The organism is Mesorhizobium sp. A556, from assembly GCF_054489545.1.
This window is the reverse complement of record NZ_JBTMXA010000001.1, coordinates 159,517-185,381: the sequence shown is the minus strand read 5'-3', so window position 1 is coordinate 185,381 and position 25,865 is coordinate 159,517. Positions and strand designations below refer to the sequence as shown.

Here is a 25,865-nt window from a genome sequence, read left to right as displayed (position 1 = left end):
CCGCTTGGTCACGCCCAATGACCCGCAGATCAGGCGGCGCATATCACCGAAGCCACGAGATAGGCTTCGAGTGCCAAAGATGCAAGCGGCCGCATCGACGCGGCCGCCAGGATCGCTACTCGGCAGATGCCTTTTCCGGCAGCTTGACCGTTCCGCCAGCCTTTTCGATCTTCTCGATCGCCGCCTTGGAGGCACCGGCCACGTCGAAGGAAAGCTTGGCCTTGAGATCGCCGTCCGAAAGCACCCGCACGCCGTCCTTGACGCGGCGAATCACGCCAGCCTTGACCAGCGCCTCGGCGGTGATGGTCTCCTTGGCGTCCAGCTTCTTGGCGTCGAGCGCGATCTGGATGCGCTCGAGCGACACCGTCGCATAGCTCTTGGCGAAGATGTTCTTGAAGCCGCGCTTCGGCAGGCGCCGATAAAGCGGCATCTGGCCGCCCTCGAAGCCGTTGATGGCAACGCCCGAGCGCGAGCTCTGGCCCTTGACACCGCGTCCGCCGGTCTTGCCCGTGCCGGAACCGATGCCCCGGCCGACGCGCTTCTTGGCATGCGTCGCGCCGTCTTTGTCACGCAGATCGTTGAGTTTCATCGTCGTTCTCCTGCGCGCCGGCTCAAGCCTCGTCCACGACGCGGACGAGGTGCTGAACGGCTGCGATCATGCCGCGCACGGAAGGGGTGTCTTCCAGCGTACGCTGCTTGTGCATCTTGTTGAGGCCGAGGCCGATCAGCGTCGCGCGCTGCTCTTTCGGGCGGCGAATCGGCGAACCGATCTGCTCAACGGTTATGGTCTTTACTGCTTGCTTGGCCATGTTCCTGGTCCCTCAGCGCCGACTATTCTTCGGCCGCAACGGCAGCGCCGCGGCGAGCCTGAAGCGTCGAATACTTGATGCCTCGAGCGGAAGCCACATCCTTCGGATGCATCTGGCTCTTCAGCGCGTCGAACGTGGCGCGAATCATGTTGTACGGGTTCGACGAACCCATCGACTTGGCGACCACGTCATGCACGCCGAGCGTCTCGAAAACAGCGCGCATCGGGCCGCCGGCGATGATGCCGGTACCGACCTTGGCCGAGCGCAACAGGACGCGTCCGGCGCCATGGCGGCCTTCGACGTCGTGGTGCAGCGTGCGGCCCGAGCGCAGCGGCACGAAAATCATGTCGCGCTTGGCCGATTCGGTTGCCTTGCGGATCGCTTCCGGCACTTCGCGCGCCTTGCCGTGACCAAAGCCGACGCGGCCCTTCTGGTCGCCGACGACGACGAGGGCTGCAAAGCCGAAACGCCGGCCGCCCTTGACGACCTTGGCGACGCGGTTGATGTGTACGAGCTTGTCGACGATACCATCGTCGCGCTCTTCGCGATCGCGGCCGCGGCCGCCATCCCTACGTTCCTGTGCCATATCCTAGTTCCTTATTCTTTTCCGGAAGCACGGGTTGCTAAAGTGCCGGCGCCTCTCATGGAGGTCGCCGGCGGCGAAATCAAAAGCCTTCTGAACGAACCGGGCCCAAAAGTCAGCAAATTAATTTCTGCCGACATTCGGGCCGTGAATCGTCTTAGAAGCTCAGGCCACCTTCGCGGGCGGCTTCGGCAAGCGCCTTGACGCGGCCATGATAGATGTAGGCGCCGCGATCGAACACGACTTCCTTGACGCCGGCCTTGCCAGCGCGCTCTGCAATCAGCTTGCCGATGGCGGCAGCGGCAGCGGTATCGGCGCCGGTGGTCTTGCCGGCCTTGAAATCCTTCTCCAGCGTCGAGGCCGCGGCAAGTGTGTTGCCATTGGCATCGTCGATGATCTGGACATAGATATTCTTGGACGTGCGGTGCACGGACAGGCGCGGACGGCCGTTCGCGACCTTCTTGATCTGACGACGAACGCGCGAAGCGCGGCGCTGGATGGATTCCTTGGATGCCATGATTTGGTCCTGCCTTCATAATCCGGGGTTTGCCGTGTGCGGTAGACAAAACTCCCGCGACAAACTCCCGTGGCGTTAAACTCTCAAGGTCGTAGGGGAATATGGCGGTAGCGCCATCCTTTGCCCTACTGCCCTACTCCCATATTGCCTTGAATTACTTCTTCTTGCCTTCCTTGCGCACGATCTTCTCGCCGGCATAGCGAACGCCCTTGCCCTTGTAGGGCTCCGGCTCGCGATACTCGCGGATCTCGGCGGCAACCTGGCCAACCTGCTGCTTGTCGATGCCCGAAATCGTAATTTCCGTCGGCTTGCCGACAACAATCGTGATTCCTTCGGGCGTCTGGTACACAACCTCATGGCTGAAGCCAAGCGAAAGCTGCAAATCCCTGCCCTGCATGGCAGCGCGGTAGCCGACACCGGTGATCTCGAGCTTCTTTTCGAAGCCATCCTTCACGCCCATCAGGATATTGACGATCTGCGTCCGCGACATCCCCCATTTGGAGCGCGCAGTCTTTGTCTGGTCACGCGGCTGGACGGCAATCTCGCCGTCTTCCATCTTGACCAGGACCTCGTCGTTGACGACGAACCGCAGTTCGCCCTTCGGCCCCTTTGCCGTGATGGTCTGGCCATCGACCGACGCAGTCACGCCTTGCGGCACCGAAACGGGTTTCTTACCAATACGAGACATTGTTTGTCCTCGTCACTCTTCGTGTTTCAAGTCTTGGCTGAACATGGACATGCGGAAAGCGGCTTGACGCCTTCCGCGACCATGCGCCGGGTCAGAATATCTGGCAGAGAATCTCGCCGCCGACATTCTGTTCGCGGGCTTCGTGATCGGCCATAACGCCCTTCGGCGTCGAAAGAATGGCGATACCGAGGCCGTTGGCCACATGCGGGATCGACTTGGCCGAGACATAAACGCGACGGCCAGGCTTGGAGACGCGGGCGATTTCACGCACGACCGGCACTCCGTCGAAATATTTCAGCTCGATGTTGATCTCCGACTTGCCGTTATCGAAGTCGGTCTGGCTGTAGTCGCGGATATAGCCTTCCGACTTCAGCACGTCGAGAACGCGGGCGCGCAGGCGCGAGGCCGGCGTCGACACCGTCGACTTCTTACGGCCGTAGGCGTTGCGGATGCGGGTCAGCATATCGCCGAGAGGATCGCTCAATGACATCTTATGTCCTCCTTACCAGCTCGACTTGACCAGGCCCGGGATCTGGCCGCTATTGCCGAGATCACGCAGCGCGATACGCGAAACTTTGAGCTTGCGATAATACGAGCGCGGACGCCCGGTCACTTCGCAACGGTTGCGGATACGGATCTTGGCCGAATTGCGCGGCATGGCCGAAAGCTTCAGCTGGGCGCGAAAGCGCTCTTCCATCGGCTTGGACTGGTCCATGATGATCGCCTTGAGGGCGGCACGCCGTGCGGCGTACTGATCCACGAGCTTGCGGCGGTGGTTGTTCTTCTCGACTGAGCTGGTCTTTGCCATTTCAGATTGTTCCTTTGCTCGCTGCCGTTACTGGCGGAAGGGGAAGTTGAAAGCCTTGAGCAGCGCTCTGGCTTCGTCGTCCGTCTTCGCCGTCGTACACACGATGACGTCCATGCCCCAGACTTGATCGACCTTGTCGTAGTTGATCTCCGGGAACACAATGTGTTCCTTGATGCCCATGGCATAGTTGCCACGTCCATCGAAGCTCTTCGGGTTCAGGCCACGAAAGTCGCGAACGCGCGGCAGCGCAATGTTCACGAGGCGGTCCAGGAACTCGTACATACGCTCCTTGCGCAGCGTAACCTTGGCGCCGATCGGCATGTTCTCGCGAACCTTGAAGCCGGCGATGGAGTTGCGGGCATGGGTTACGATGGCCTTCTGACCGGCGATCATGCCAAGGTCTTCAGCCGCAATCGCAGGCTTCTTGGAGTCTGCAGTCGCTTCGCCGACGCCCATGTTCAACACGATCTTGTCGATGCGAGGAACCTGCATCTCGTTGTCGTAGTTGAACTGCTCCTGCAACGCCTTGCGGATGGTCTCGTTATAGACCTGTTTCAGACGCGGCGTGTTCTTCGCCGTGGCTTGCTTGGATTGAGCCTTAGCCATTGATGACTTCTCCCGAGCGCTTGGCAACACGCACCTTCTTGCCGTCCTTCTCGAACTTGAAACCGACGCGGGTCGGCTTGCCGTCCTTGGGGTCGGCGATCGCTAGGTTCGACAGCTGGATCGCCGCCTCTTTGGTGATGATCCCGCCCTCTTGGGACTGGGACTGTTTCTGGTGGCGGCGGATCATGTTGACGCCACGCACCAGCGCGGTGTCTTCCTTCGGCTGCACCGAAAGGACTTCGCCGGTACGGCCCTTGTCCTTGCCGGCCAGGACGACGACCTTGTCGCCTTTACGGATCTTTTGCATTGGTCGGTTTCCTTACAGCACTTCAGGCGCGAGCGAGATGATCTTCATGTGGTTCTTGGCGCGAAGCTCGCGCGGAACCGGCCCGAAGATACGCGTGCCGATCGGCTCTTTCTTGTTGTCGACGAGAACGGCTGCGTTCTTGTCGAAACGGATCACGCTGCCGTCCGGACGGCGGATGTCCTTGGCCGTGCGAACCACGACCGCCTTCATCACATCGCCCTTCTTGACGCGCCCGCGCGGAATGGCTTCCTTGATCGACACCACGATGATGTCGCCCACGGAAGCGTATTTCCGCTTCGAGCCGCCCAGCACCTTGATGCACATGACACGACGCGCGCCGGAATTATCCGCGACGTCGAGGTTTGTTTGCATCTGAATCATGACTGGCCGCCTTCTTCTCTTCTAACGGGACGGGCGATCTCGCCCTCCCCCGGTCTGTCCAAAATTCGTCTTTACTCAGGCCTGGTCGGATTCGACCACGACCCAGCGCTTGTCCTTGGAAATCGGAGCCGATTCCTGGATAAACACCTGGTCGCCGACCTTGTGTGCGTTGTTCTCGTCATGCGCCTTGTAGCGCTTCGACATACGAACGACCTTCTTCATAACGGGATGCGTGAAGCGCCGTTCGACTTTGACGACGACCGTCTTCTCGTTCTTGTCGCTGACGACGGTGCCCTGCAGAATGCGCTTTGGCATGTTCTTCGTCCTTAAGCCTTCTTGGCAGCGGATTTTTCCGCCGCGATGGTCTTGATGCGCGCGATGTCCCTGCGGACTTCCTTGACGCGCGCGGTCTTTTCAAGCTGGCCAGTGGCCTTCTGGAAGCGCAGGTTGAACTGCTCCTTCTTCAGGCTGCCCAGGTCGTCTGTAAGTTGATCCTGCGTCTTGGCGCGGATGTCGTCGGCTTTCATCGTCCTAATCCTTATTCCGCAATGCGCTGAACGAAGCGCGTCCTGACGGAGAGCTTGGCAGCGCCGAGACGCAGCGCCTCTCGCGCCACTTCTTCCGACACACCGTCGATCTCGAACATCACGCGACCCGGCTTGACGCGCGCCGCCCAATAATCGACCGCGCCCTTGCCCTTGCCCATACGGACTTCGGTCGGCTTGCCCGTCACCGGCAGATCCGGGAAAATACGGATCCACACACGACCGGCGCGCTTCATCTCACGGGTGATCGCGCGGCGGGCCGCCTCGATCTCACGCGCGGTAACGCGGTTCGGCTCCAGCGCCTTCAGTCCGAAACCACCGAAATCCAGGTTGGTGCCACCCTTGGCGGCGCCGTGGATACGGCCCTTGAACTGCTTGCGGAACTTTGTGCGCTTTGGCTGCAGCATCTTACTTACTCCAAATTCTCAACGTGCGCTCAGGCGTTCTCGCGACGACGACCGCGTTCACGATCGCCACCACCGCCACCATGGCCATGATCGCCTTCCGTTGCACGACGCTCCGAAGCCATCGGATCATGCTCGAGGATTTCGCCCTTGAACACCCAGACCTTGACGCCGCAAATACCGTAGGCCGTGCTCGCCTCGGCCGTGCCGTAGTCGACATCGGCGCGCAGCGTATGCAGCGGCACGCGACCTTCGCGATACCACTCCATGCGAGCGATTTCGGCACCGCCGAGACGGCCCGCGCAATTGATGCGGATGCCTTCGGCGCCCAGGCGCATGGCCGACTGAACGGCCCGCTTCATGGCGCGACGGAACGCGATACGGCGCTCGAGCTGCTGCGCGATGGACTGCGCGACAAGTACGGCGTCGATTTCCGGCTTGCGCACTTCAACGATGTTGAGGTGCGTCTCGGACTTCGTCATCTCCATCAGCTTCTTGCGAAGCTTCTCGATGTCAGCGCCCTTCTTGCCGATGATCAGGCCGGGACGCGCCGCATGGATAGTGACGCGGCACTTCTTGTGCGGGCGCTCGATCACGATCTTGGAGATCGCAGCCTGCTTGAGTTCCTTCTCAAGGTAAGCGCGGATCTTGATGTCTTCGTGCAGCAGCTTGCCGTATTCGCCGGTGTTCGCGTACCAGCGCGAATCCCAGGTCCGGTTGATGCCGAGGCGCAGACCGATCGGATTGATTTTCTGACCCATTATGCGGCCTCCCCTTTTTCTTCGACTTCACGAACGACGATCGTGAGGTGCGAGAACGGCTTCTCGACGCGGCTGGCGCGGCCGCGGCCACGGGCATGAAAACGCTTCATGACGATCGACTTGCCGACATAGGCTTCCGCCACGATCAGCGCGTCGACATCGAGGTCGTGATTGTTTTCCGCGTTGGCGATCGCCGATTCCAGCGTCTTCTTGACCGTGCCGGAAATCCGCTTGGCCGAAAATTCAAGATCGTTGAGCGCCGCCGCAACCTTCTTGCCGCGGATGAGCGCGGCAACGAGGTTGAGCTTCTGCGGGCTGATACGGATCGTGCGCAATACGGCGCGCGCTTCGTTGTCAGCAAGCCTGCGCGGAGCTTTGGCCTTGCCCATGATTATTTCCTCTTCGCTTTCTTATCCGCGCCGTGACCGTAATAGGTCCGCGTCGGAGCGAACTCACCAAACTTGTGGCCGACCATGTCCTCGTTCACCGAAACGGGAACGTGCTTCTGGCCGTTATAGACACCGAAGGTGACGCCGACGAACTGCGGCAGGATGGTGGAGCGGCGGCTCCACATCTTGATCACCTCATTGCGACCGCCTTCACGAACCTTGTCCACCTTCTTGAGAAGGTAGCCGTCGATGAAGGGGCCTTTCCAAATAGAACGAGTCACTTGGCGTTACCTCTTCTTAGCTCTTGCGCTGATGACGCGAGCGCAGGATGAACTTGTCGGTCGCCTTATTGGACCGCGTCTTCTTGCCCTTGGTCGGTTTACCCCACGGAGAAACCGGGTGACGGCCACCGGAGGTGCGGCCTTCGCCGCCGCCATGCGGGTGATCGACAGGGTTCATGGTCACGCCGCGATTGTGCGGGCGCTTGCCGCGCCACACCGTACGTCCGGCCTTACCGTCATTGATGTTGCCGTGGTCGGGGTTCGAAACCGCGCCGACCGTGGCGAGGCAGGAACCGTGCACGACGCGCTGCTCGCCCGAGGAGAGCCGCAGGATCGCCATGCCCTGATCGCGACCGACCAGCTGGCCGTAGGTGCCGGCCGAGCGCGCAACCTGGGCGCCCTTGCCCGGCTTCAACTCGATGTTGTGGACGATCGTGCCCACAGGCATCGCCGAAAGCGGCATCGCATTGCCCGGCTTCACGTCGACGGACTCGCCGGCGATGATCTTGTCGCCCGGAGCCAGACGCTGCGGGGCGATGATGTAGGACAGTTCGCCGTCGTCATACTTGATCAACGCGATGAAGGCCGACCGGTTCGGATCGTATTCAAGGCGCTCGACCGTGCCGACCACGTCGAACTTGCGGCGCTTGAAATCGACGATGCGGTACGAACGCTTGTGACCGCCGCCGATGAAGCGAGCCGTGATGCGGCCGTAATTATTGCGGCCGCCCGACTTGGTCAGGCCTTCGGTCAACCCCTTGACGGGCTTGCCCTTGTAGAGGCCCGAGCGGTCAACGATGACCAGCTGTCGGGTGCTCGGCGTTATCGGGTTGAAATGCTTTAATGCCATTATCTTATCCTCGCGGCCTTGCTCTACAGACCCGTCGCGACGTCGATCGACTGGCCATCGACCAGTGTCACAATCGCCTTCTTGACGTCGCCCTGCCGGCCGATAGTGCCGCGGAAGCGCTTGATCTTACCCTTGCGGATAAGGGTGTTCACAGCCGTCACCTTGACGCCGAACAGCGCCTCGACAGCGGCCTTGATCTCAGGCTTCGACGCCTTCTTGGCGACGTTGAAGACGACCTGGTTCTGTTCGGAAGCCATGGTCGACTTTTCAGTGATCGCGGGCGAAACGATCACGTCGTAATGACGAAGGTCGGTCATTTGAAGCGCTCCTCGAGAGCCTCGACGGCGGCCTTCGAAAGGACCAGCGTACCGCGGCGCATAATGTCGTAAACGTTGATGCCCTGGATCGGCAGCACGTCGATGTTCGGAATGTTCGTCGCCGCCAGCTTGAAGTTCTGGTCAAGCTCGGCACCGCCGATCACCAGAGCGTTGGTCAGACCCAGCGTCACGAAATTCGCGATCAGCGCCTTGGTCTTGGCCTCGCCCAGCTTCAGCTCGTCGATGATGATCAGGTTCGATGCCTTGGCCTTGGCCGAAAGCGCATGCTTCAGCCCAAGTGCGCGCACCTTCTTCGGCAGGTCGTGCTCATGGCTGCGGACAACCGGGCCATGGGCCTTGCCACCGCCGCGGAACTGCGGAGCGCGCGCCGAATGGTGACGGGCGCGGCCCGTACCCTTCTGCTTGTACATCTTGGCGCCGGTGCGCGAAACTTCGGCACGGGTCTTTGCCTTATGGGTACCCTGCTGGCGCTTGGCCAACTGCCAGCGCACGACGCGCTGCAGAATGTCCTCACGCGGGTCAAGGCCGAAGATGCCTTCGGAGAGTTCCACCTTGCCGGCATCCTTGCCGGCAAGCGTTGTGATCTTGATGTCCATTATTCCGCTCCCCCATTGACCGGACCTTCTGCGGCCGGGGCTTCATTCTTGGCCGCTCCGGCGCGGATCGCGGCGGGCTTCGGCGCATTCGCCGGCAGCGCCACCTTCATGGCGTCGCGAACCAGGATCCAGGCGCCCTTCGAACCGGGGACAGCACCACGGATCAGGATCAGGCCACGGTCCGCATCGGTCGAAACCACTTCGACGTTCTGCGTGGTCACGCGGGTGTCGCCCATGTGGCCGGCCATGTGCTTGCCCTTGAACACCTTGCCCGGATCCTGACGCTGGCCGGTCGAACCGTGCGAGCGGTGAGACACCGAGTTACCATGGGAAGCACGACCGCCGCCCATGTTGTGGCGCTTCATGACGCCCTGGAAACCCTTGCCGACCGTCGTGCCCGTCACATCGACCTTCTGGCCGGGAACGAAATGCTCGACGGTGATCTCGGCGCCGACATCGATCATGTTGTCGGCGGAAACGCGGAACTCCGCGACCTTCGCCTTCGGCTCGACCGAAGCCGTGGCGAAATGGCCACGCATCGCCTTCGACGTATTCTTCACCTTGGCAAGGCCAACGCCGAGCTGAACGGCGGTGTAGCCATTCTTCTCCTGCGTGCGCTGCGCAACGACCTGGCAATTCTCCATCAGGAGAACGGTAACGGGGACATGCTCGCCGGCATCGTTATAGATGCGGGTCATTCCCACCTTCTTTGCAATCACACCTGAACGCATCGGTTCATCTTCCTTCAGAGGAGCCATCGGGGCTGGCCCCTTCGGCTCATGTTCTTGTCAGGTTTCCCTGACTTTTCGGCTTGTCCTCGGGGCTATCGCCCCTCGTCAGCTCTTGTCGTCAGAGCTTGATTTCGACGTCGACGCCGGCGGCAAGATCGAGCTTCATCAAAGCATCGACCGTCTGCGGGGTCGGATCGACGATGTCGAGCAGACGCTTGTGGGTGCGCATCTCGAACTGTTCGCGGCTCTTCTTGTCGACATGCGGCGACCGGTTGACCGTGAACTTCTCGATCCGCGTCGGAAGCGGAATAGGGCCGCGGACGTTCGCGCCGGTGCGCTTCGCGGTCGACACGATTTCGCGGGTCGAAGCGTCGAGCACCCGGTGGTCAAACGCCTTGAGGCGGATGCGGATATTCTGTCCGTTCATTTAGTCATTCCTTGTTCTGGCGCGGCGCGGACGACTTTCCGCGCCCGCGACAGAGATCGATTAAGTCTGCTGCTTATTCTTTGATGCTGGCGACGATGCCTGCACCAACCGTACGGCCGCCTTCACGGATAGCGAAGCGCAGCTTCTCTTCCATGGCGATCGGCACGATCAGTTCCACATCGACCGTGATGTTGTCGCCCGGCATCACCATCTCGGTGCCTTCCGGCAGCGACACGATGCCGGTCACGTCCGTCGTGCGGAAATAGAACTGCGGACGGTAGTTGGTGAAGAACGGCGTATGACGCCCACCCTCTTCCTTGGTCAGGATGTAGGCTTCCGCCACGAACTTCTTGTGCGGCTTCACCGAACCCGGCTTGGCCAGAACCTGGCCGCGCTCAACGCCTTCACGGTCGACGCCGCGGATCAGCGCGCCGATGTTGTCGCCGGCCTGGCCCTGGTCGAGCAGCTTGCGGAACATTTCAACGCCGGTAACCGTCGTCTTCGAGGTGTCGCGGATGCCGACGATCTCGACTTCCTCGCCAACCTTGACGATGCCGCGCTCGACGCGACCCGTCACCACCGTGCCGCGACCCGAGATCGAGAACACGTCTTCGATCGGCAGCAGGAACGGCTTGTCGATCGGACGCTCAGGCGTCGGGATGTACTCGTCGACCGCTGCCATCAGCGCGCGAACCGCGTCTTCGCCGAGTGCCTTGTCGCCGTCATTGAGCGCGACAACCGCCGAACCCTTGATGATCGGCGTGTCGTCGCCGGGGAACTCGTACTTCGACAGAAGCTCGCGAACCTCAAGCTCGACCAGCTCCAGCAATTCCGCATCGTCGACCAGGTCGACCTTGTTCAGGAACACCACCAGCGCCGGAACGCCAACCTGGCGGGCCAGCAGGATGTGCTCGCGCGTCTGCGGCATCGGGCCGTCGGCGGCTGAAACGACCAGGATCGCGCCGTCCATCTGCGCCGCACCCGTGATCATGTTCTTCACATAGTCGGCGTGGCCGGGGCAATCGACGTGGGCGTAGTGACGGTTAGGCGTCTCGTACTCGACGTGCGACGTCGAGATCGTGATGCCACGGGCCTTCTCTTCCGGCGCGTTGTCGATCTGGTCGTACGCCTTGAAGTCGCCAAAATACTTCGTGATCGCTGCCGTCAGCGACGTCTTGCCGTGGTCAACGTGACCAATCGTGCCAATGTTCACATGTGGCTTGTTACGCTCGAATTTGCTCTTGGCCATGTGAGGTCTCCATTCCTAGCAGCCGATGAAGGCATTGAATTAAGTAACTGGTGCAGTTCCTTGGAACTACGCGTATTTTTTCTGGACTTCCTGAGCGACCGCAGTCGGAACCGGCTCGTAGTGGTCGAACTGCATCGTGTACTGGGCGCGGCCCTGCGACATCGAACGCAGCGTGTCCACATACTTGAACATGTTGGCCAGCGGCACCATCGCGTTGATGACGACGGCGACACCGCGGGCTTCCTGGCCCTGGATCTGGCCGCGGCGTCCGTTCAGATCGCCGATGACGTTGCCGACGTAATCCTCAGGCGTCACCACTTCGACCTTCATGACCGGCTCCAGCAACTGCACGCCAAGCTTGGGCGCTGCTTCACGGAAGCAGGCGCGGCCGGCGATTTCGAAGGCCAGGACCGAGGAGTCGACGTCGTGGAACGCACCGTCGATAAGCGTCGCCTTGACGCCGATCATCGGGAAGCCGGCAAACGGGCCGGACGTCATGACGCTGTTGATACCCTTTTCGACGCCGGGGATGTATTCCTTCGGCACCGCGCCACCGACGATCTTGGACGAGAACTGGAACTCGGTGCTCTCCGGATCCGGCTCGAACACAATCTTGACGCGGGCGAACTGGCCCGTACCGCCGGTCTGCTTCTTATGGGTGTAATCCTGTTCGTGCGTGCGGGTAATGGTTTCGCGATAAGCCACCTGCGGCGCACCGATATTCGCCTCGACCTTGAATTCGCGACGCATGCGGTCGACCAGAATGTCGAGGTGAAGCTCACCCATGCCGGCGATGATGGTCTGGCCCGACTCTTCGTCCGTCTTGACGCGGAAGGACGGGTCTTCTGCCGCGAGACGATGCAGCGCAAGGCCCATCTTCTCCTGGTCGTTCTTGGTCTTCGGCTCGATCGCGATCTGGATGACCGGATCGGGGAATTCCATACGCTCAAGAATGACCGGATGCAGCGGGTCGCACAGCGTGTCGCCCGTCGTGGTGTCCTTCAGGCCGGCCAGAGCAACGATATCGCCGGCAAAAGCCTCTTCGATGTCGGCGCGCGAGTTCGCATGCATCTGCAGCATGCGACCGATGCGCTCTTTCTTGCCCTTGACGGTGTTGTCGAGCGACGCGCCCTTGACTACCTTGCCGGAATAAATGCGCGCAAACGTCAGCGAACCGACAAATGGATCGTTCATGATCTTGAACGCCAGCATGGAAAGCGGCTCTTCATCGCTCGATTCGCGCGTGACTTCCGCGTCCGTCTTCGGATCGACGCCCTTGATCGCGGGAACTTCGTCCGGCGCAGGCAGGAAATCGATCACGGCGTCGAGAAGCGGCTGCACGCCCTTGTTCTTGAACGCGGTACCGCAAAGAACCGGATGGAACTTCACGGCAACGGTGCCCCTGCGGATCAGTTCGCGAATCTCGTCGTTGCCAGGCATCTTGCCCTCGAGATAATTCTCAAGCGCCGTCTCGTCCATTTCAACAGCGGCTTCGATCATCTTCTCGCGATATTCTTCAGCGCGCGCCTGCATGTCCGCCGGGATATCCATGACGTCCCAGTCGGCACCGAGATGTTCCTCGTGCCAGACCAGCGCCTTCATCTCGATGAGGTCGATGACACCCTTGAACTCGTTTTCCGCGCCGATCGGCAGCTGAACGGCAACCGGGATAGCACCCAGACGCGACTTGATCATGTCGAGGCAGCGATAGAAATCGGCGCCGATCTTGTCCATCTTGTTGCAGAAGATCATGCGCGGGACGTGATACTTCTCAGCCTGGCGCCACACGGTCTCCGTCTGCGGCTCGACGCCGGCATTCGAGTCCAGCAGCGCAATGGCGCCATCGAGGACGCGCAGCGAGCGCTCGACTTCAATGGTGAAGTCGACGTGGCCGGGCGTGTCGATGATGTTGTAGCGGTACTGCTTGCCGTTGCGGCCCTTCCAGGAAGTGGTCGTGGCAGCCGACGTAATCGTGATGCCGCGTTCCTGCTCCTGCTCCATCCAGTCCATGGTCGAGGCGCCATCGTGCGTCTCGCCCATCTTGTGGTTCTTGCCCGTATAATAAAGAATCCGCTCGGTCGTCGTCGTCTTACCGGCGTCGATATGCGCCATGATGCCGAAGTTACGGTATTCGTGGATGTGAAATTCGCGGGCCATTGGAATAGCTCTCTCGTCTTTGTTCGCGCTTTTACCAGCGATAATGCGCGAAAGCGCGGTTGGCTTCCGCCATCTTGTGGGTGTCTTCACGCTTCTTGACAGCAGTGCCACGGTTGTTGGCCGCGTCCATCAACTCGCCGGAAAGACGGTCGACCATCGTGGTCTCGTTGCGCTTGCGCGCTGCCGTGATCAACCAGCGGATGGCAAGCGCCTGACGGCGCTCGGGGCGCACGTCGACCGGAACCTGGTAGGTCGCACCACCAACACGGCGCGAGCGCACTTCCACATGCGGCGCGACATTGTCGAGCGCCTGATGGAACACCGTAACCGGCTCCTGCTTGGTCTTTTCCTGAACCTGATCGAGCGCGCCGTAGACGATGGTCTCGGCGATCGACTTCTTGCCGTCATACATGACGGCGTTCATGAACTTGGTAACGATCAGATCGCCGAACTTGGGGTCCGGGTTGATCTCACGCTTTTCTGCACTGTGGCGACGGGACATTTTTTCTCAGCCTCACTTAGGACGCTTGGCGCCGTATTTCGAACGACGCTGCTTGCGGTTCTTCACGCCCTGCGTATCGAGAACGCCGCGAATGATGTGGTAGCGCACACCGGGAAGATCCTTGACGCGACCGCCACGGATCATGACCACCGAGTGCTCCTGAAGGTTGTGCCCCTCACCCGGGATATAGCCAATCACTTCGAAGCCATTGGTCAGGCGAATCTTGGCGACCTTGCGCAGCGCCGAGTTCGGCTTCTTCGGCGTCGTCGTATAAACGCGCGTGCAGACGCCCCGCTTCTGCGGGTTCTGCTGCATGGCCGGGACCTTGTTGCGCACGGCCGGCGCCTGGCGCGGCTTGCGGATCAGCTGGTTGACGGTAGGCATTAAACCCTCTTGTCTCTCAATTCCGTGTCTCGAACCCAGTCAGGGGTGCTCAAAGACCGGCTTCCATACGCAAATTCGGGGCACAAACCATGAAACATGGTCTTGCCCGAACAAGTGGCAGAGGAAGCGGAAACCGCTTCATGCAAGCCGGAAATATCTTTTCGCTCGTAAAGTGAACCCTGTTTGAGGCGAACTCCAAAGCGTGTCGCTTCGGAAGAGCAGGCCTCACATCGGTTCTGACTGGGCGGCTTCTACCCGCAACACCGCATATCGTCAAGCCCGAAGCATTAATTATTGCGTCGGCGCAACGCAGCGGCGGGTCCAGGCCGAGCGTCGGAAATTATCTTTCGCTCATTTGGAGCCAAGTGAAAGAATGTGACCGCTTTTTATCTGTCTCCAGCGCCCGCTTCATGCGAAAAGCCCCAAAGCCAGGCAGTAGAGAGCGAATCTCGTGAGTGAACCGGTCAACGACAACGAAACCGAACGGTCGGTCATCCTGATTACAGGGCGCGTCCGCAGGCGCAAGGGCGGCAAGGCCGAAGGCGTGCACATCATGCTGGTCGCGCCAGACGACGATTCGGCTGTGCGCAGGGCGCTCGAATCGCTGGCTGCCGAAGGGTACGCCGAGGTCGAACTCGACCAGATCGGCGATATGGAAGGCGAGCCGGACGAAGAGCCGCATTTGTCGGCCTGGCAGGGCGCGCTCGAGGGCGATGTGTCGATCGTGACCTTCGACGAGCCTTTGTGAAAAGGGGGAGAATAAGCAATGTCGGAAAGAAAGCCGGGTAAGCCGGCATCCCGCGATTGGGTGGATGGCGCGGTCGCGGCGATCGAGGCCGATCAGCGGCGTTCGGCCGACACCCATTTGTGGAAGCTCGATATCCCCGCTTTGCCGGGCATAGACCTGTACCTCAAGGATGAGTCCACCCATCCGACAGGCAGCCTGAAGCACCGGCTGGCGCGCTCGCTCTTTCTCTATGCGCTGTGCAACGGCCACATAAGGCAAGGCGCGCCGGTCATCGAAGCCTCGTCCGGCTCGACCGCCGTTTCGGAGGCCTATTTCGCACGCATGATCGGCGTGCCCTTTTACGCGGTAATGCCGCGCACCACCTCGGCTGAAAAGATCGCAGCCATCGAGCACTATGGCGGCAATTGCCACTTCATCGACGACGGTCGCCGCATCTATGCGGAATCGGCGGAATTGGCCGAGCGACTGGGCGGCCACTTCATGGACCAGTTCACCTATGCCGAGCGCGCAACCGACTGGCGCGGCAACAACAACATCGCCGAATCGATCTTCGACCAGATGCGCGAGGAGCGTCATCCGATACCCAGTTGGGTGGTGATGAGCGCCGGCACCGGCGGCACCACCGCCACGATCGGCCGCTACATCCGCTACAAGCGCCACGCCACGCGGCTATCCGTGGCCGATGTCGAGCATTCCGCCTTTTTCGAAGGCTTTTCGACGCGCGATTCGGCATGCCTGTGCGAAAAACCCTCGCGAATCGAGGGCATAGGCCGCCCCCGCGTCGAGCCGTCCTTCGTGCCGGGCGTCATAGATCACATGCTGCGGGTTCCCGACGCCCTGTCCATCGCCGCCATGCGCGTCCTGTCAAGGCGCATCGGCCGGCAGGTCGGCGGCTCGACCGGGACAAACTTCGCCGCCATGTGCTTCCATGCCGCGCGCATGGCAAAAGCCGGCGAGGAAGGCTCGCTGATTACCTTGATCTGCGATTCCGGCGAGCGTTACGCCAACACCTATTACTGCGATGACTGGCTGCGCGAAAAGGACCTTGATCCAGCACCCTTCGAACCGATCATGGAAGCTTTCCTCGCCGGCGGAAATCTGGACATAGAACTGGAGGAAAGCCGCGGATGACGCCAATGCACCCCATACGCATAGGCGTCGTCGGCGTCGGCAAGATCGTGCGCGACCAGCATTTGCCAGCACTGGCGGCCAACCCGGATTTCCGCCTCGTTGCTGCCGCCAGCCGGCAGGGCAAGGTCGACGGCATTCCCAACTTTCCCGCCATCGAGGCGATGCTGGCCGAAGTGCCGGACCTGGAAGCCGTTTCGCTCTGCATGCCGCCGCAATTCCGCTATGACGCGGCGCGCACAGCGCTTGCCGCGAGAAAGCATGTCTTCCTTGAGAAGCCGCCCGGCGCCACGGTCAGCGAGGTCGAGGACCTCAAGGCACTCGCAGGGGAAAACGGCGTCTCGCTTTTTGCCAGCTGGCATTCCCGCTATGCGCCGGCGGTGGAAGCCGCCCGCGCCTTCCTCGCCTCCACCCGCATACGATCCGCGACGATCAACTGGAAGGAGGACGTGCGGCGCTGGCACCCGAACCAGGAATGGATATGGCAGGCCGGCGGCCTTGGCGTATTCGATCCCGGCATCAACGCGCTTTCCATCGCCACCTATATCTTTCCGGCGATGTTCGTTACCGCCGCCACACTGGAATTCCCCGAAAACCGCGATGCCCCGATTGCGGCCAGGATCGCCTTCCGGTCGGCCGGCGGGTTTGCACTGGGCGCCGATTTCGACTGGCGTCAGACCGGCCCGCAACGCTGGGATATCCTGGCCGAAACCGATGCAGGCTCAATGGTCCTGTCGGGCGGCGGTTCGACGCTTGCAGTCGATGGGCGCACAGTCCACGAAGAACCCGAAGCCGAATACCCGACGCTCTACAAGCGCTTTGCCGAGATCGTCCGGGGCGGCACATCCGACGTGGACCTCGCGCCGCTCCGGCATGTCGCCGACGCTTTCATGCTGGGTAAGCGCGAAGTGGTCGAAGCTTTTCACGACTGACCCAAGCAACGCTCGTGTCGACAGAAACAAAAAAGCCGCGGGGTCGCCCCGGCGGCTTTTTCTTTTCAGGTGATTCCGCCGCTTACTGCGCGGCGGTAATCATTTCGGTCAGCATCGGCTCGGCGGTTTCAACGCCCGACGCCTTGCGGCGCTCGTCGATGATGAGTTCGTCGCGCGACGTGGCGATGCGACGGATAGCGCTCATCTGGCCGCCCGTACCGGCCGGGATAAGCCGACCGACGATGACGTTTTCCTTCAGACCCTGCAGCATGTCGGTCTTGCCGGCAACTGCTGCTTCCGTCAGCACCCTTGTCGTCTCCTGGAAGGAGGCGGCCGAGATGAAGGACGGCGTCTGCAGCGAAGCCTTGGTGATGCCGAGCAGCACAGGCATGCCTTCGGCGGGCTTCTTGCCCTCCTCGAGCAGGCGATCGTTGATCTCGTCCAGTTCGATCACGTCGACATGGTCGCCCGGGATGTAGGTCGAGTCGCCCTGCACGGTGATTTCCACCTTCTGCAGCATCTGGCGCACGATCACCTCGATGTGCTTGTCGTTGATCTGCACGCCCTGCAGACGATAGACTTCCTGGATTTCATTGACGAGGTAAGACGCAAGCGCCTCCACGCCCTTGATGGCCAGAATGTCGTGCGGCGCGGGGTTGCCGTCGAGGATGTAGTCGCCCTTCTCGATGACGTCGCCGTCCTGGAGATGGAACGGCTTGCCCTTCGGGATCAGGTACTCGACAGGCTCCATCGTCGAGTCATGCGGCTCGATGATGATGCGGCGCTTGTTCTTGTAGTCGCGCCCGAAGCGGATCGTGCCGTCGATCTCGGCGATGATGGCGTGATCCTTCGGACGGCGAGCCTCGAACAATTCGGCAACACGCGGCAGACCGCCGGTGATGTCCTTGGTCTTGGCGCTTTCCATCGGGATACGGGCCAGAACGTCGCCCGGCCGCACCATCGCGCCCGGCTCGACCGAGAGAATGGCCTCGACCGAGAGCAGGAAGCGCGCGTCGCCGCCCTTCGACAGCTTGCCGACCTTGCCCTTGGAGTCCAGTACGATCATCGCCGGCTTGAGGTCCGCACCGCGTGGCGTCGAACGCCAGTCGATAACCTCGCGCTTGGTGATGCCGGTGGATTCGTCGGCCGTTTCCTGCACGGAAATGCCGTCGACCAGATCCTCGAACTGCACCAAGCCCTCGATTTCGGTGAGGATCGGGCGTGTGTACGGGTCCCACTCGGCCAGACGCTGGCCGCGCTTCACCTTGTCGCCATCGTCCACGAAGATGCGCGAACCATAGGTCAGGCGGTGCGAGGCGCGTTCCTTGCCAGCCTCGTCGAAGATCAGAACCGCCATGTTGCGGCCCATGACCATCTGCTGGCCGTCCGAGTTACGCACCACGTTGCGGTTGCGAATCTCGACCTTGCCCTCATAGGAGGCTTCCAGGAACGAGCTGTCCACGACCTGCGCCGTGCCGCCCATGTGGAAGGTACGCATGGTGAGCTGCGTTCCCGGCTCGCCGATCGACTGCGCCGCGATGACGCCGACCGCTTCACCCTGGTTGACCGGGGTGCCGCGGGCAAGGTCGCGTCCGTAGCAGACCGCGCAAACGCCGATCCTGACCTCGCAGGTCAGCGCCGAGCGGATGCGCACCGACTGCACGCCCGCCGTCTCGATCTTCTCCACGTCGCGCTCGTCCATCAGCGTTCCGGCCTTGACCAGAAGCTCGCCCGACACCGGATGGTTGATGTCGTCGAGCGACGTGCGGCCCAGAACCCGCTGGCCGACCGAAGCGACCACCTGGCCAGCATCGACGATCGGCTGCATGGTGAGGCCCTTGTCGGTGCCGCAGTCGACCGAATTGACGATGCAGTCCTGCGCCACGTCGACAAGACGACGCGTCAGATAGCCCGAGTTCGCCGTCTTCAAGGCGGTGTCGGCCAGACCCTTGCGGGCACCGTGGGTCGAGTTGAAGTACTCGAGCACGGTCAGGCCTTCCTTGAAGTTCGAAATGATCGGCGTCTCGATGATCTCGCCCGACGGCTTGGCCATCAGGCCGCGCATGCCGGCAAGCTGGCGCATCTGCGTGGGCGAGCCACGCGCACCGGAGTGCGACATCATGTAGATCGAGTTCATCTGCCTTTGACGGCCGTTATCCTCGAACTTGACCGCCTTGATGCCGGCCATCATTTCGTCGGCGACCTTTTCCGAGCACTTGGCCCAGGCGTCGACGACCTTGTTGTACTTCTCGCCCTGGGTGATCAGGCCGTCATTGTACTGCTGCTCGTATTCCTTGGCGAGCGTCTCCGTATCGGTAACCAGCTTCACCTTGGTGTCCGGGATCACCATGTCGTCCTTGCCGAACGAAATGCCGGCGCGGCAGGCATGGGCGAAACCGAGCGCCATGATGCGGTCGCAGAAAATGACCGTCTCCTTCTGACCGCAATGGCGGTAGACGGTGTCGATCATCTTGGAGATGTTCTTCTTGGTCATCTCCTGGTTGGCCGTGTCGTAAGGCACGTTGACGTTCTTCGGCAGCAATTCGCCGATGATCATGCGGCCGGGTGTCGTCTCGTGGATCTTCGACGTGACGTTGCCTTCGGCGTCCACCGAGCGGAAACGGCCCTTGATCTTGGAGTGCAGCGTCACCGCCTTGGTTTCGAGCGCGTGCTGGAGTTCGCCCATATCGGCAAACGCCATGCCCTCGCCCGGCTCGTTCTGGTTGACGATCGACAGATAGTACAGACCCAGCACCATGTCCTGCGAAGGCACGATGATCGGCGCGCCGGAAGCGGGATGCAGGATGTTGTTGGTCGACATCATCAGCACGCGGGCTTCAAGCTGCGCTTCCAGCGACAGCGGCACGTGGACCGCCATCTGGTCGCCGTCGAAGTCGGCGTTGAAGGCCGTGCAGACCAGCGGGTGAAGCTGGATCGCCTTGCCTTCGATCAGGATGGGCTCGAATGCCTGGATGCCGAGGCGGTGCAGCGTCGGCGCGCGGTTCAGCAGCACCGGATGCTCGCGGATGACCTCGTCGAGGATATCCCAAACTTCCGGACGCTCTTTTTCGACCAGCTTCTTGGCCTGCTTGACGGTCGAGGAGTAACCCTTGGCGTCGAGACGGGCGTAGATGAACGGCTTGAACAGTTCGAGCGCCATCTTCTTCGGCAGGCCGCACTGATGCAGCTTCAGCTCCGGGCCGGTCACGATGACCGAACGGCCGGAATAGTCGACGCGCTTGCCGAGCAGGTTCTGGCGGAACCGGCCCTGCTTGCCCTTGAGCATGTCGGACAGCGACTTCAGCGGACGCTTGTTGGCGCCGGTGATGACGCGGCCGCGACGGCCATTGTCGAACAACGCATCGACGGCTTCCTGCAGCATGCGCTTTTCATTGCGCACGATGATGCCGGGCGCGCGAAGCTCGATCAGGCGCTTCAGGCGGTTATTGCGGTTGATGACGCGGCGATAGAGATCGTTCAGGTCGGACGTCGCGAAACGGCCGCCGTCCAGCGGAACCAGCGGACGCAGGTCCGGCGGAATGACCGGCACGACCTTCATGATCATCCATTCCGGGCGATTGCCGGATTCCATGAAGTTTTCGACGACCTTGAGCCGCTTGAGGAACTTCTTCTGCTTCAGTTCCGACGTGGTGGTCGCCAGTTCCGAACGCAGGTCGCCAGCGATCCGCTCCAGGTCCATGCCGGCCAGAAGGTCATGAATGGCTTCCGCGCCGATCATGGCGGTAAAACTATCCTCGCCATACTCGTCGACGGCGATCATGTACTCTTCTTCGGAAAGAAGCTGGTTTTCCTTCAGCGCCGTCAGGCCAGGCTCGGTGACGATGTAGTTCTCGAAATAGAGAACGCGCTCGATATCCTTGAGCGTCATATCGAGCAGCGTGCCGATGCGCGAAGGCAGCGACTTCAGGAACCAGATGTGGGCGACGGGCGCGGCCAGTTCGATATGGCCCATGCGCTCGCGCCGGACGCGCGACAGAGTGACTTCGACGCCGCACTTCTCGCAGATGACGCCCTTGTACTTCATGCGCTTGTACTTGCCGCACAGGCACTCATAGTCCTTGATCGGCCCGAAGATGCGCGCGCAGAAAAGACCGTCGCGTTCCGGCTTGAAGGTACGATAATTGATCGTCTCCGGCTTCTTGATCTCGCCGAAGGACCAGGAAAGAATCTTCTCAGGGCTGGCCAGCGAAATCCGAATGGAATCGAACACCTGCGCAGGCGCCTGGGGATTGAAGAGATTCATGACCTCTTGGTTCATGCCGTTCTCCTTTTAGGGGTTGGGAGAACCCCTTTTTCGAACAATAGCGGGCCAGATTGCCCATTTCGTGACCCGGTCCAGCACCGCCGCATGTGGCCCTGGCATCACGGAAATCAACTGCCTTCCGGCAGCCGCAAAACAGTCCGGCGCATCGCGGAAGCCTCTCCCGCGATGCGCCTTGGTTCCTTATTCGGCCGCGTCGGGCAGCCGAACCGGGTTGTCGTCGAGCTTGGTGTTCTCAAGCTCCACATTGAGGCCGAGAGAGCGCATTTCCTTGACGAGAACGTTGAAGCTCTCCGGAATGCCTGCCTCGAACGTATCGTCGCCTCTGACGATCGCCTCGTAGACCTTGGTACGGCCCGCCACGTCGTCCGACTTCACGGTCAGCATTTCCTGCAGCGTGTAGGCGGCGCCATAGGCTTCGAGCGCCCAGACCTCCATCTCGCCGAAGCGCTGGCCACCGAACTGCGCCTTGCCACCCAGCGGCTGCTGGGTAACGAGCGAGTACGGACCGATCGAACGCGCGTGGATCTTGTCGTCCACGAGATGGTGAAGCTTGAGCATATAGATGTAGCCCATCGTCACCTTGCGGTCGAACGGCTCGCCTGTGCGTCCGTCGTAGAGCTGCGACTGGCCGCTGGTATGAAGACCGGCCTGTTCCAGCATGATGTTGATGTCGGCTTCGTGGGCACCGTCGAACACCGGGGTCGCGATGGAAACGCCGCGCCGCATCTGCTCGCCAAGGCGAACGATGGACTCGTCGTCGTACTCGCGGACCGGCTCGTTGCGGTCGTTATCCGGCATGAAGCTCTCGAGCGTATTACGCAGCGGCTTGATATCGCCCGCCGTTTTATACGCGTCGATCAGATCACCGATCTTCTTGCCCATGCCCGAACATGCCCAGCCCAGATGCGTCTCCAGGATCTGGCCGACATTCATGCGCGACGGCACGCCCAACGGATTGAGCACGATATCGGCATGCGTGCCGTCCTCAAGGAACGGCATGTCCTCGACAGGCAGGATCCGCGACACGACACCCTTGTTGCCATGCCGTCCGGCCATCTTGTCGCCGGGCTGCATCTTGCGCTTCACTGCCACGAAGACCTTGACCATCTTCATGACCCCGGGGGGCATCTCGTCGCCACGCTGGACCTTCTCGACCTTGTCCATGAAGCGCTGCTCGAGCGCCTTCTTGGAATCGTCGTACTGGCCACGCAAAGCCTCGAGTTCGCTCTGGAGCTTTTCATCCTCCACCGCAAACTGCCACCACTGCGAACGCGGATAGTCGTCCAGCGTATCCTTGGCGAGCGTCGATCCCTTCTTGAAGCCCTTCGGCCCGGCAATCGCTTCCTTGCCGATCAACACGTCGGAAAGGCGCGCATAGACGTTACGGTCGAGGATGGCCTGCTCGTCGTCGCGGTCCTTGGCGAGACGTTCGATCTCCTCGCGCTCGATCGCCATGGCGCGCTCGTCCTTCTCCACACCGTGGCGATTGAAGACGCGCACCTCGACGATGGTGCCGTAGGTCCCGGGCGGCATGCGCATGGAGGTGTCACGCACATCGGAAGCCTTTTCGCCAAAGATGGCGCGCAGGAGCTTCTCCTCCGGCGTCATCGGGCTTTCGCCCTTCGGCGTGATCTTGCCGACCAGGATGTCGCCCGGCTGCACTTCCGCGCCGATATAGACGATGCCGGCCTCGTCGAGGTTCTTCAGCGCTTCTTCCGAGACGTTCGGAATATCGCGCGTGATTTCCTCCGGCCCAAGCTTGGTATCGCGCGCCATGACCTCGAACTCCTCGATGTGGATCGAGGTGAAGACGTCATCCGACACGATCTTCTCGGACAGAAGGATGGAGTCCTCGTAGTTGTAGCCGTTCCACGGCATGAACGCGACGAGCACGTTGCGGCCGAGCGCCAGATCGCCAAGCTCGGTCGAAGGACCGTCGGCGATGATGTCGCCCTTGTTGACGAGGTCGCCCATGCGAACCAGCGGACGCTGGTTGATGCAGGTCGACTGGTTGGAGCGCTGGAACTTCATCAGCCGGTAGATATCGACGCCGGACTTGCCGGGATCGAGGTCTTCCGTCGCGCGGATAACGATACGCGTCGCGTCCACCTGGTCGACGATACCGCCGCGGCGGGCGCCGATGGCAGCACCGGAGTCACGGGCGACGATCGGCTCCATGCCGGTCCCGACAAACGGCGCTTCGGCGCGTACCAGCGGCACGGCCTGACGCTGCATGTTCGAGCCCATGAGAGCGCGGTTGGCGTCGTCGTTTTCCAGGAACGGGATCAGCGCTGCCGCAACCGACACCATCTGTTTCGGCGAAACGTCCATCAAGTCGACGTTTTCGCGCGGCGCCATCATCACTTCTCCGGCGCTGCGGCAAATGACGAATTCGTCGACGAAATGACCGTCCTTATCGAGTTCGGCGTTGGCCTGCGCGACGTGGTGTTTTGCTTCCTCCATAGCGGAGAGATAAACCACATCGTTGGTCAGCTTGCCGTCGACGATCTTGCGATACGGGCTTTCGATGAAGCCGTACTTGTTGACGCGGGCAAAGGTCGCAAGCGAGTTGATCAGGCCGATATTCGGGCCTTCAGGCGTCTCGATCGGGCAGATGCGGCCGTAATGCGTCGGGTGCACGTCGCGCACCTCGAAGCCGGCGCGCTCACGGGTCAGGCCACCGGGTCCAAGTGCCGAAAGACGACGCTTGTGGGTGATTTCCGACAGCGGGTTGGTCTGGTCCATGAACTGCGACAGCTGCGAGGAACCGAAGAACTCGCGCACGGCGGCGGCCGCCGGCTTGGCGTTGATCAGGTCCTGCGGCATGACCGTGTCGATTTCGATCGAGGACATACGTTCCTTGATCGCGCGCTCCATGCGAAGCAGGCCGACGCGGTACTGGTTTTCCATCAGTTCGCCGACAGAACGCACCCGGCGGTTGCCGAGATTGTCGATGTCGTCGATCTCGCCCTTGCCGTCGCGCAATTCGACCAGCGTCTTGACCACGGCAAGGATGTCTTCCTTGCGCAGCACGCGCACGGTGTCCTCGGCGTCGAGTTCGAGACGCATGTTCATCTTGACGCGGCCGACGGCCGACAAATCGTAGCGCTCGCTATCGAAGAACAGCGAGTTGAACATCGCCTCGGCGGTGTCCATGGTCGGCGGCTCGCCGGGGCGCATGACGCGGTAGATATCGAACAGCGCGTCCTGACGGCTCTCGTTCTTGTCGACGGCAAGCGTGTTGCGGATGTAGGCGCCGACATTGACATGGTCGATGTCGAGGATCTGGATTTCCTTCTCGCCGGTCTCCAGCAGCACCTTCAGCGTCTTCTCGTCGATCTCGTCGCCGGCCTCGAGGAAAATCTCGCCGGTTCCGTAGTTGACGATATCCTCGGCCAGATAGTTGCCGATCAGATCCTCGTCGGTCGCCTTGATCGCCTTGAGACCCTTTTCGCCAAGCTGCTTGGCCTGACGCGCGGTGATCTTCTTGCCGGCCTCGACCACAACTTCGCCCGTATCGGCATCGACCAGGTCGCCGACAGCCTTGAGGCCGCGGAAACGCTCGACGTTGAACGGAATGCGCCAATGGTCCTTGGCGCGCTTGTAGGTGATCTTGGTGTAGAAGGTGGACAGGATTTCTTCCGAATCCATGCCGAGCGCCATCAGCAGCGACGTCGCCGGAATCTTGCGGCGGCGGTCGATGCGGGCATGCACGACGTCCTTGGAATCGAACTCGATGTCGAGCCACGAACCGCGATAGGGAATGACGCGCGCGGCAAACAGAAGCTTGCCTGACGAATGCGACTTGCCCTTGTCGTGGTCGAAGAAGACGCCCGGCGAACGATGCATCTGCGAAACGATGACGCGCTCGGTGCCGTTGACGATGAACGTGCCGTTCAAGGTCATGAGCGGCATGTCGCCCATGTAGACGTCCTGCTCCTTGATGTCCTTGATGGACTTCGCGCCGGTATCCTCGTCGATATCGAACACGATCAGGCGCAGCGTCACCTTGAGGGGTGCTGCATAGGTCAGGTCGCGCTGACGGCATTCGTCAACGTCGAACTTGGGAGCCTCGAACTCGTATTTCACGAACTCCAGCATGGAAGAGCCAGAGAAATCCTGAATCGGGAAGACCGACTTGAATACGGCCTGCAAGCCCTCGTCGCCACGCCCGCCTTCTGGCTCGTCCACCATCAGGAACTGGTCGTAGGACGCCTTCTGAACCTCGATGAGGTTCGGCATTTCCGCCACTTCCGGAATTTTTCCGAAGAATTTCCTGACGCGTCTGCGGCCATTGAAAGTCTGTGTCTGGGCCATCGTCGCTCCTTAGCTACCTTCTCGGGGCAACCTCGCCGCGGTTGCCTTGCCTCGCTGCCGCTTGCGCCGCAGCCTGTCCAGAACGGGAGAAAACCCGTTTCCGGAAAGCCGCGAGCGGCCCTCGGGAAAGAGGTTTCCGACA

The 25,865-nt window shown here is 61.2% G+C and carries 30 protein-coding genes; 3 read left to right on the top strand and 27 right to left on the bottom strand.

Annotation, left to right across the window (positions count from 1 at the left end; translation table 11 throughout):
• Positions 1-115: 115 nt before the first annotated feature.
• From rplO to rpsL, 25 genes are all read right to left on the bottom strand, one after another.
• The gene (rplO, locus tag ACX3P0_RS00900) at positions 116-589 is read right to left on the bottom strand and encodes a 50S ribosomal protein L15 (protein ID WP_459079587.1); all 474 of its coding nucleotides are present in this window, start codon (positions 587-589) and stop codon (positions 116-118) included.
• 22 nt (positions 590-611) lie between these two features.
• Entirely contained in the window at positions 612-809 is a 198-nt protein-coding gene (gene rpmD, locus ACX3P0_RS00895) for a 50S ribosomal protein L30 (protein WP_459079586.1), read from the bottom strand.
• Positions 810-831: 22 nt separating this feature from the next.
• Positions 832-1,395, bottom strand: coding sequence for a 30S ribosomal protein S5 (gene rpsE / locus ACX3P0_RS00890; RefSeq protein ID WP_459079585.1), 564 nt, complete (start codon positions 1,393-1,395; stop codon positions 832-834).
• Between the two features lie 154 nt (positions 1,396-1,549).
• Positions 1,550-1,909: a 50S ribosomal protein L18 gene (gene rplR, locus ACX3P0_RS00885; protein ID WP_459079584.1), complete on the bottom strand. Its 360-nt coding sequence runs from the start codon at positions 1,907-1,909 to the stop codon at positions 1,550-1,552.
• A 154-nt stretch (positions 1,910-2,063) separates the two neighbouring features.
• The gene (rplF, locus tag ACX3P0_RS00880) at positions 2,064-2,597 is read right to left on the bottom strand and encodes a 50S ribosomal protein L6 (RefSeq protein WP_459079583.1); all 534 of its coding nucleotides are present in this window, start codon (positions 2,595-2,597) and stop codon (positions 2,064-2,066) included.
• A gap of 91 nt (positions 2,598-2,688) precedes the next feature.
• Positions 2,689-3,087, bottom strand: a complete 399-nt coding sequence (gene rpsH, locus ACX3P0_RS00875) for a 30S ribosomal protein S8 (RefSeq protein WP_459079582.1) — start codon at positions 3,085-3,087, stop codon at positions 2,689-2,691.
• A gap of 12 nt (positions 3,088-3,099) precedes the next feature.
• Positions 3,100-3,405, bottom strand: coding sequence for a 30S ribosomal protein S14 (gene rpsN, locus ACX3P0_RS00870; RefSeq protein ID WP_459079581.1), 306 nt, complete (start codon positions 3,403-3,405; stop codon positions 3,100-3,102).
• 27 nt (positions 3,406-3,432) lie between these two features.
• Positions 3,433-4,011 (bottom strand): 50S ribosomal protein L5, encoded by a 579-nt coding sequence (rplE, locus tag ACX3P0_RS00865; protein WP_459079580.1) that lies wholly within the window; start codon positions 4,009-4,011, stop codon positions 3,433-3,435.
• Positions 4,004-4,318, bottom strand: a complete 315-nt coding sequence (gene rplX, locus ACX3P0_RS00860; protein ID WP_459079579.1) for a 50S ribosomal protein L24 — start codon at positions 4,316-4,318, stop codon at positions 4,004-4,006. Before rplX ends, rplE begins: the two co-directional genes overlap by 8 nt.
• A gap of 12 nt (positions 4,319-4,330) precedes the next feature.
• On the bottom strand, positions 4,331-4,699 hold the full coding sequence (gene rplN, locus ACX3P0_RS00855) for a 50S ribosomal protein L14 (RefSeq protein WP_006205457.1): 369 nt from the start codon (positions 4,697-4,699) through the stop codon (positions 4,331-4,333).
• Between the two features lie 75 nt (positions 4,700-4,774).
• Complete coding sequence (gene rpsQ / locus ACX3P0_RS00850) at positions 4,775-5,014, bottom strand: 30S ribosomal protein S17 (protein WP_378221994.1); 240 nt, start codon at positions 5,012-5,014, stop codon at positions 4,775-4,777.
• A gap of 11 nt (positions 5,015-5,025) precedes the next feature.
• Entirely contained in the window at positions 5,026-5,226 is a 201-nt protein-coding gene (gene rpmC / locus ACX3P0_RS00845; protein WP_459079578.1) for a 50S ribosomal protein L29, read from the bottom strand.
• 11 nt (positions 5,227-5,237) lie between these two features.
• Positions 5,238-5,651, bottom strand: a complete 414-nt coding sequence (rplP, locus tag ACX3P0_RS00840) for a 50S ribosomal protein L16 (protein ID WP_459079577.1) — start codon at positions 5,649-5,651, stop codon at positions 5,238-5,240.
• Positions 5,652-5,680: 29 nt separating this feature from the next.
• A complete protein-coding gene (rpsC, locus tag ACX3P0_RS00835; protein WP_459079576.1) occupies positions 5,681-6,409 on the bottom strand; it encodes a 30S ribosomal protein S3 in 729 nt (242 codons plus the stop codon).
• Entirely contained in the window at positions 6,409-6,798 is a 390-nt protein-coding gene (gene rplV, locus ACX3P0_RS00830; protein ID WP_459079575.1) for a 50S ribosomal protein L22, read from the bottom strand. The genes rpsC and rplV overlap by 1 nt, the downstream gene beginning before the upstream one ends.
• 2 nt (positions 6,799-6,800) lie before the next feature.
• Positions 6,801-7,079, bottom strand: a complete 279-nt coding sequence (gene rpsS, locus ACX3P0_RS00825) for a 30S ribosomal protein S19 (RefSeq protein WP_459079574.1) — start codon at positions 7,077-7,079, stop codon at positions 6,801-6,803.
• A 16-nt stretch (positions 7,080-7,095) separates the two neighbouring features.
• Positions 7,096-7,929, bottom strand: a complete 834-nt coding sequence (rplB, locus tag ACX3P0_RS00820) for a 50S ribosomal protein L2 (protein WP_459079573.1) — start codon at positions 7,927-7,929, stop codon at positions 7,096-7,098.
• Between the two features lie 23 nt (positions 7,930-7,952).
• Complete coding sequence (locus ACX3P0_RS00815) at positions 7,953-8,246, bottom strand: 50S ribosomal protein L23 (protein ID WP_459079572.1); 294 nt, start codon at positions 8,244-8,246, stop codon at positions 7,953-7,955.
• Positions 8,243-8,863, bottom strand: coding sequence for a 50S ribosomal protein L4 (gene rplD, locus ACX3P0_RS00810; RefSeq protein ID WP_459079571.1), 621 nt, complete (start codon positions 8,861-8,863; stop codon positions 8,243-8,245). Before rplD ends, ACX3P0_RS00815 begins: the two co-directional genes overlap by 4 nt.
• Positions 8,863-9,594: a 50S ribosomal protein L3 gene (gene rplC / locus ACX3P0_RS00805; protein ID WP_459085917.1), complete on the bottom strand. Its 732-nt coding sequence runs from the start codon at positions 9,592-9,594 to the stop codon at positions 8,863-8,865. The genes rplD and rplC overlap by 1 nt, the downstream gene beginning before the upstream one ends.
• A 118-nt stretch (positions 9,595-9,712) precedes the next feature.
• Positions 9,713-10,021: a 30S ribosomal protein S10 gene (gene rpsJ / locus ACX3P0_RS00800; protein WP_006205468.1), complete on the bottom strand. Its 309-nt coding sequence runs from the start codon at positions 10,019-10,021 to the stop codon at positions 9,713-9,715.
• Positions 10,022-10,094: 73 nt separating this feature from the next.
• Positions 10,095-11,270, bottom strand: a complete 1,176-nt coding sequence (gene tuf, locus ACX3P0_RS00795) for an elongation factor Tu (RefSeq protein ID WP_459079556.1) — start codon at positions 11,268-11,270, stop codon at positions 10,095-10,097.
• A gap of 66 nt (positions 11,271-11,336) precedes the next feature.
• Positions 11,337-13,427 carry an elongation factor G gene (fusA, locus tag ACX3P0_RS00790; protein ID WP_459079569.1) on the bottom strand — a complete coding sequence of 697 codons (2,091 nt, stop codon included), beginning with the start codon at positions 13,425-13,427 and terminating at the stop codon, positions 11,337-11,339.
• Positions 13,428-13,458: 31 nt separating this feature from the next.
• The gene (rpsG, locus tag ACX3P0_RS00785; protein WP_459079568.1) at positions 13,459-13,929 is read right to left on the bottom strand and encodes a 30S ribosomal protein S7; all 471 of its coding nucleotides are present in this window, start codon (positions 13,927-13,929) and stop codon (positions 13,459-13,461) included.
• Positions 13,930-13,941: 12 nt separating this feature from the next.
• Positions 13,942-14,313: a 30S ribosomal protein S12 gene (gene rpsL, locus ACX3P0_RS00780; RefSeq protein WP_378225821.1), complete on the bottom strand. Its 372-nt coding sequence runs from the start codon at positions 14,311-14,313 to the stop codon at positions 13,942-13,944.
• A 451-nt stretch (positions 14,314-14,764) separates the two neighbouring features.
• Here rpsL and ACX3P0_RS00775 point away from each other — a divergent pair, with 451 nt between their 5' ends.
• From ACX3P0_RS00775 to ACX3P0_RS00765, 3 genes are read left to right on the top strand one after another with little or no spacing between them, the layout of a single operon-like run.
• Entirely contained in the window at positions 14,765-15,061 is a 297-nt protein-coding gene (locus tag ACX3P0_RS00775) for a transcriptional regulator (RefSeq protein WP_459079567.1), read from the top strand.
• Between the two features lie 18 nt (positions 15,062-15,079).
• On the top strand, positions 15,080-16,192 hold the full coding sequence (locus tag ACX3P0_RS00770; RefSeq protein ID WP_459085915.1) for a PLP-dependent cysteine synthase family protein: 1,113 nt from the start codon (positions 15,080-15,082) through the stop codon (positions 16,190-16,192).
• 5 nt (positions 16,193-16,197) lie between these two features.
• Entirely contained in the window at positions 16,198-17,121 is a 924-nt protein-coding gene (locus tag ACX3P0_RS00765; protein WP_459085913.1) for a Gfo/Idh/MocA family protein, read from the top strand.
• 82 nt (positions 17,122-17,203) lie between these two features.
• Here ACX3P0_RS00765 and rpoC read toward each other — a convergent pair whose 3' ends face one another.
• Positions 17,204-21,400, bottom strand: a complete 4,197-nt coding sequence (gene rpoC, locus ACX3P0_RS00760) for a DNA-directed RNA polymerase subunit beta' (RefSeq protein ID WP_459079565.1) — start codon at positions 21,398-21,400, stop codon at positions 17,204-17,206.
• Between the two features lie 186 nt (positions 21,401-21,586).
• On the bottom strand, positions 21,587-25,723 hold the full coding sequence (gene rpoB, locus ACX3P0_RS00755; protein WP_459085912.1) for a DNA-directed RNA polymerase subunit beta: 4,137 nt from the start codon (positions 25,721-25,723) through the stop codon (positions 21,587-21,589).
• Positions 25,724-25,865: the final 142 nt, after the last annotated feature.

Bases quoted from the DNA above. Each gene is read 5' to 3' on its own strand.
- rplO (WP_459079587.1), bottom strand. From the start codon at position 589: ATGAAACTCAACGATCTGCGTGACAAAGACGGCGCGACGCATGCCAAG.
- rpmD (WP_459079586.1), bottom strand. From the start codon at position 809: ATGGCCAAGCAAGCAGTAAAGACCATAACCGTTGAGCAGATCGGTTCG.
- rpsE (WP_459079585.1), bottom strand. From the start codon at position 1,395: ATGGCACAGGAACGTAGGGATGGCGGCCGCGGCCGCGATCGCGAAGAG.
- rplR (WP_459079584.1), bottom strand. From the start codon at position 1,909: ATGGCATCCAAGGAATCCATCCAGCGCCGCGCTTCGCGCGTTCGTCGT.
- rplF (WP_459079583.1), bottom strand. From the start codon at position 2,597: ATGTCTCGTATTGGTAAGAAACCCGTTTCGGTGCCGCAAGGCGTGACT.
- rpsH (WP_459079582.1), bottom strand. From the start codon at position 3,087: ATGTCATTGAGCGATCCTCTCGGCGATATGCTGACCCGCATCCGCAAC.
- rpsN (WP_459079581.1), bottom strand. From the start codon at position 3,405: ATGGCAAAGACCAGCTCAGTCGAGAAGAACAACCACCGCCGCAAGCTC.
- rplE (WP_459079580.1), bottom strand. From the start codon at position 4,011: ATGGCTAAGGCTCAATCCAAGCAAGCCACGGCGAAGAACACGCCGCGT.
- rplX (WP_459079579.1), bottom strand. From the start codon at position 4,318: ATGCAAAAGATCCGTAAAGGCGACAAGGTCGTCGTCCTGGCCGGCAAG.
- rplN (WP_006205457.1), bottom strand. From the start codon at position 4,699: ATGATTCAGATGCAAACAAACCTCGACGTCGCGGATAATTCCGGCGCG.
- rpsQ (WP_378221994.1), bottom strand. From the start codon at position 5,014: ATGCCAAAGCGCATTCTGCAGGGCACCGTCGTCAGCGACAAGAACGAG.
- rpmC (WP_459079578.1), bottom strand. From the start codon at position 5,226: ATGAAAGCCGACGACATCCGCGCCAAGACGCAGGATCAACTTACAGAC.
- rplP (WP_459079577.1), bottom strand. From the start codon at position 5,651: ATGCTGCAGCCAAAGCGCACAAAGTTCCGCAAGCAGTTCAAGGGCCGT.
- rpsC (WP_459079576.1), bottom strand. From the start codon at position 6,409: ATGGGTCAGAAAATCAATCCGATCGGTCTGCGCCTCGGCATCAACCGG.
- rplV (WP_459079575.1), bottom strand. From the start codon at position 6,798: ATGGGCAAGGCCAAAGCTCCGCGCAGGCTTGCTGACAACGAAGCGCGC.
- rplB (WP_459079573.1), bottom strand. From the start codon at position 7,929: ATGGCATTAAAGCATTTCAACCCGATAACGCCGAGCACCCGACAGCTG.
- ACX3P0_RS00815 (WP_459079572.1), bottom strand. From the start codon at position 8,246: ATGACCGACCTTCGTCATTACGACGTGATCGTTTCGCCCGCGATCACT.
- rplD (WP_459079571.1), bottom strand. From the start codon at position 8,863: ATGGACATCAAGATCACAACGCTTGCCGGCAAGGATGCCGGCAAGGTG.
- rplC (WP_459085917.1), bottom strand. From the start codon at position 9,594: ATGCGTTCAGGTGTGATTGCAAAGAAGGTGGGAATGACCCGCATCTAT.
- rpsJ (WP_006205468.1), bottom strand. From the start codon at position 10,021: ATGAACGGACAGAATATCCGCATCCGCCTCAAGGCGTTTGACCACCGG.
- tuf (WP_459079556.1), bottom strand. From the start codon at position 11,270: ATGGCCAAGAGCAAATTCGAGCGTAACAAGCCACATGTGAACATTGGC.
- fusA (WP_459079569.1), bottom strand. From the start codon at position 13,427: ATGGCCCGCGAATTTCACATCCACGAATACCGTAACTTCGGCATCATG.
- rpsG (WP_459079568.1), bottom strand. From the start codon at position 13,929: ATGTCCCGTCGCCACAGTGCAGAAAAGCGTGAGATCAACCCGGACCCC.
- rpsL (WP_378225821.1), bottom strand. From the start codon at position 14,313: ATGCCTACCGTCAACCAGCTGATCCGCAAGCCGCGCCAGGCGCCGGCC.
- ACX3P0_RS00770 (WP_459085915.1), top strand. From the start codon at position 15,080: ATGTCGGAAAGAAAGCCGGGTAAGCCGGCATCCCGCGATTGGGTGGAT.
- ACX3P0_RS00765 (WP_459085913.1), top strand. From the start codon at position 16,198: ATGCACCCCATACGCATAGGCGTCGTCGGCGTCGGCAAGATCGTGCGC.
- rpoC (WP_459079565.1), bottom strand. From the start codon at position 21,400: ATGAACCAAGAGGTCATGAATCTCTTCAATCCCCAGGCGCCTGCGCAG.
- rpoB (WP_459085912.1), bottom strand. From the start codon at position 25,723: ATGGCCCAGACACAGACTTTCAATGGCCGCAGACGCGTCAGGAAATTC.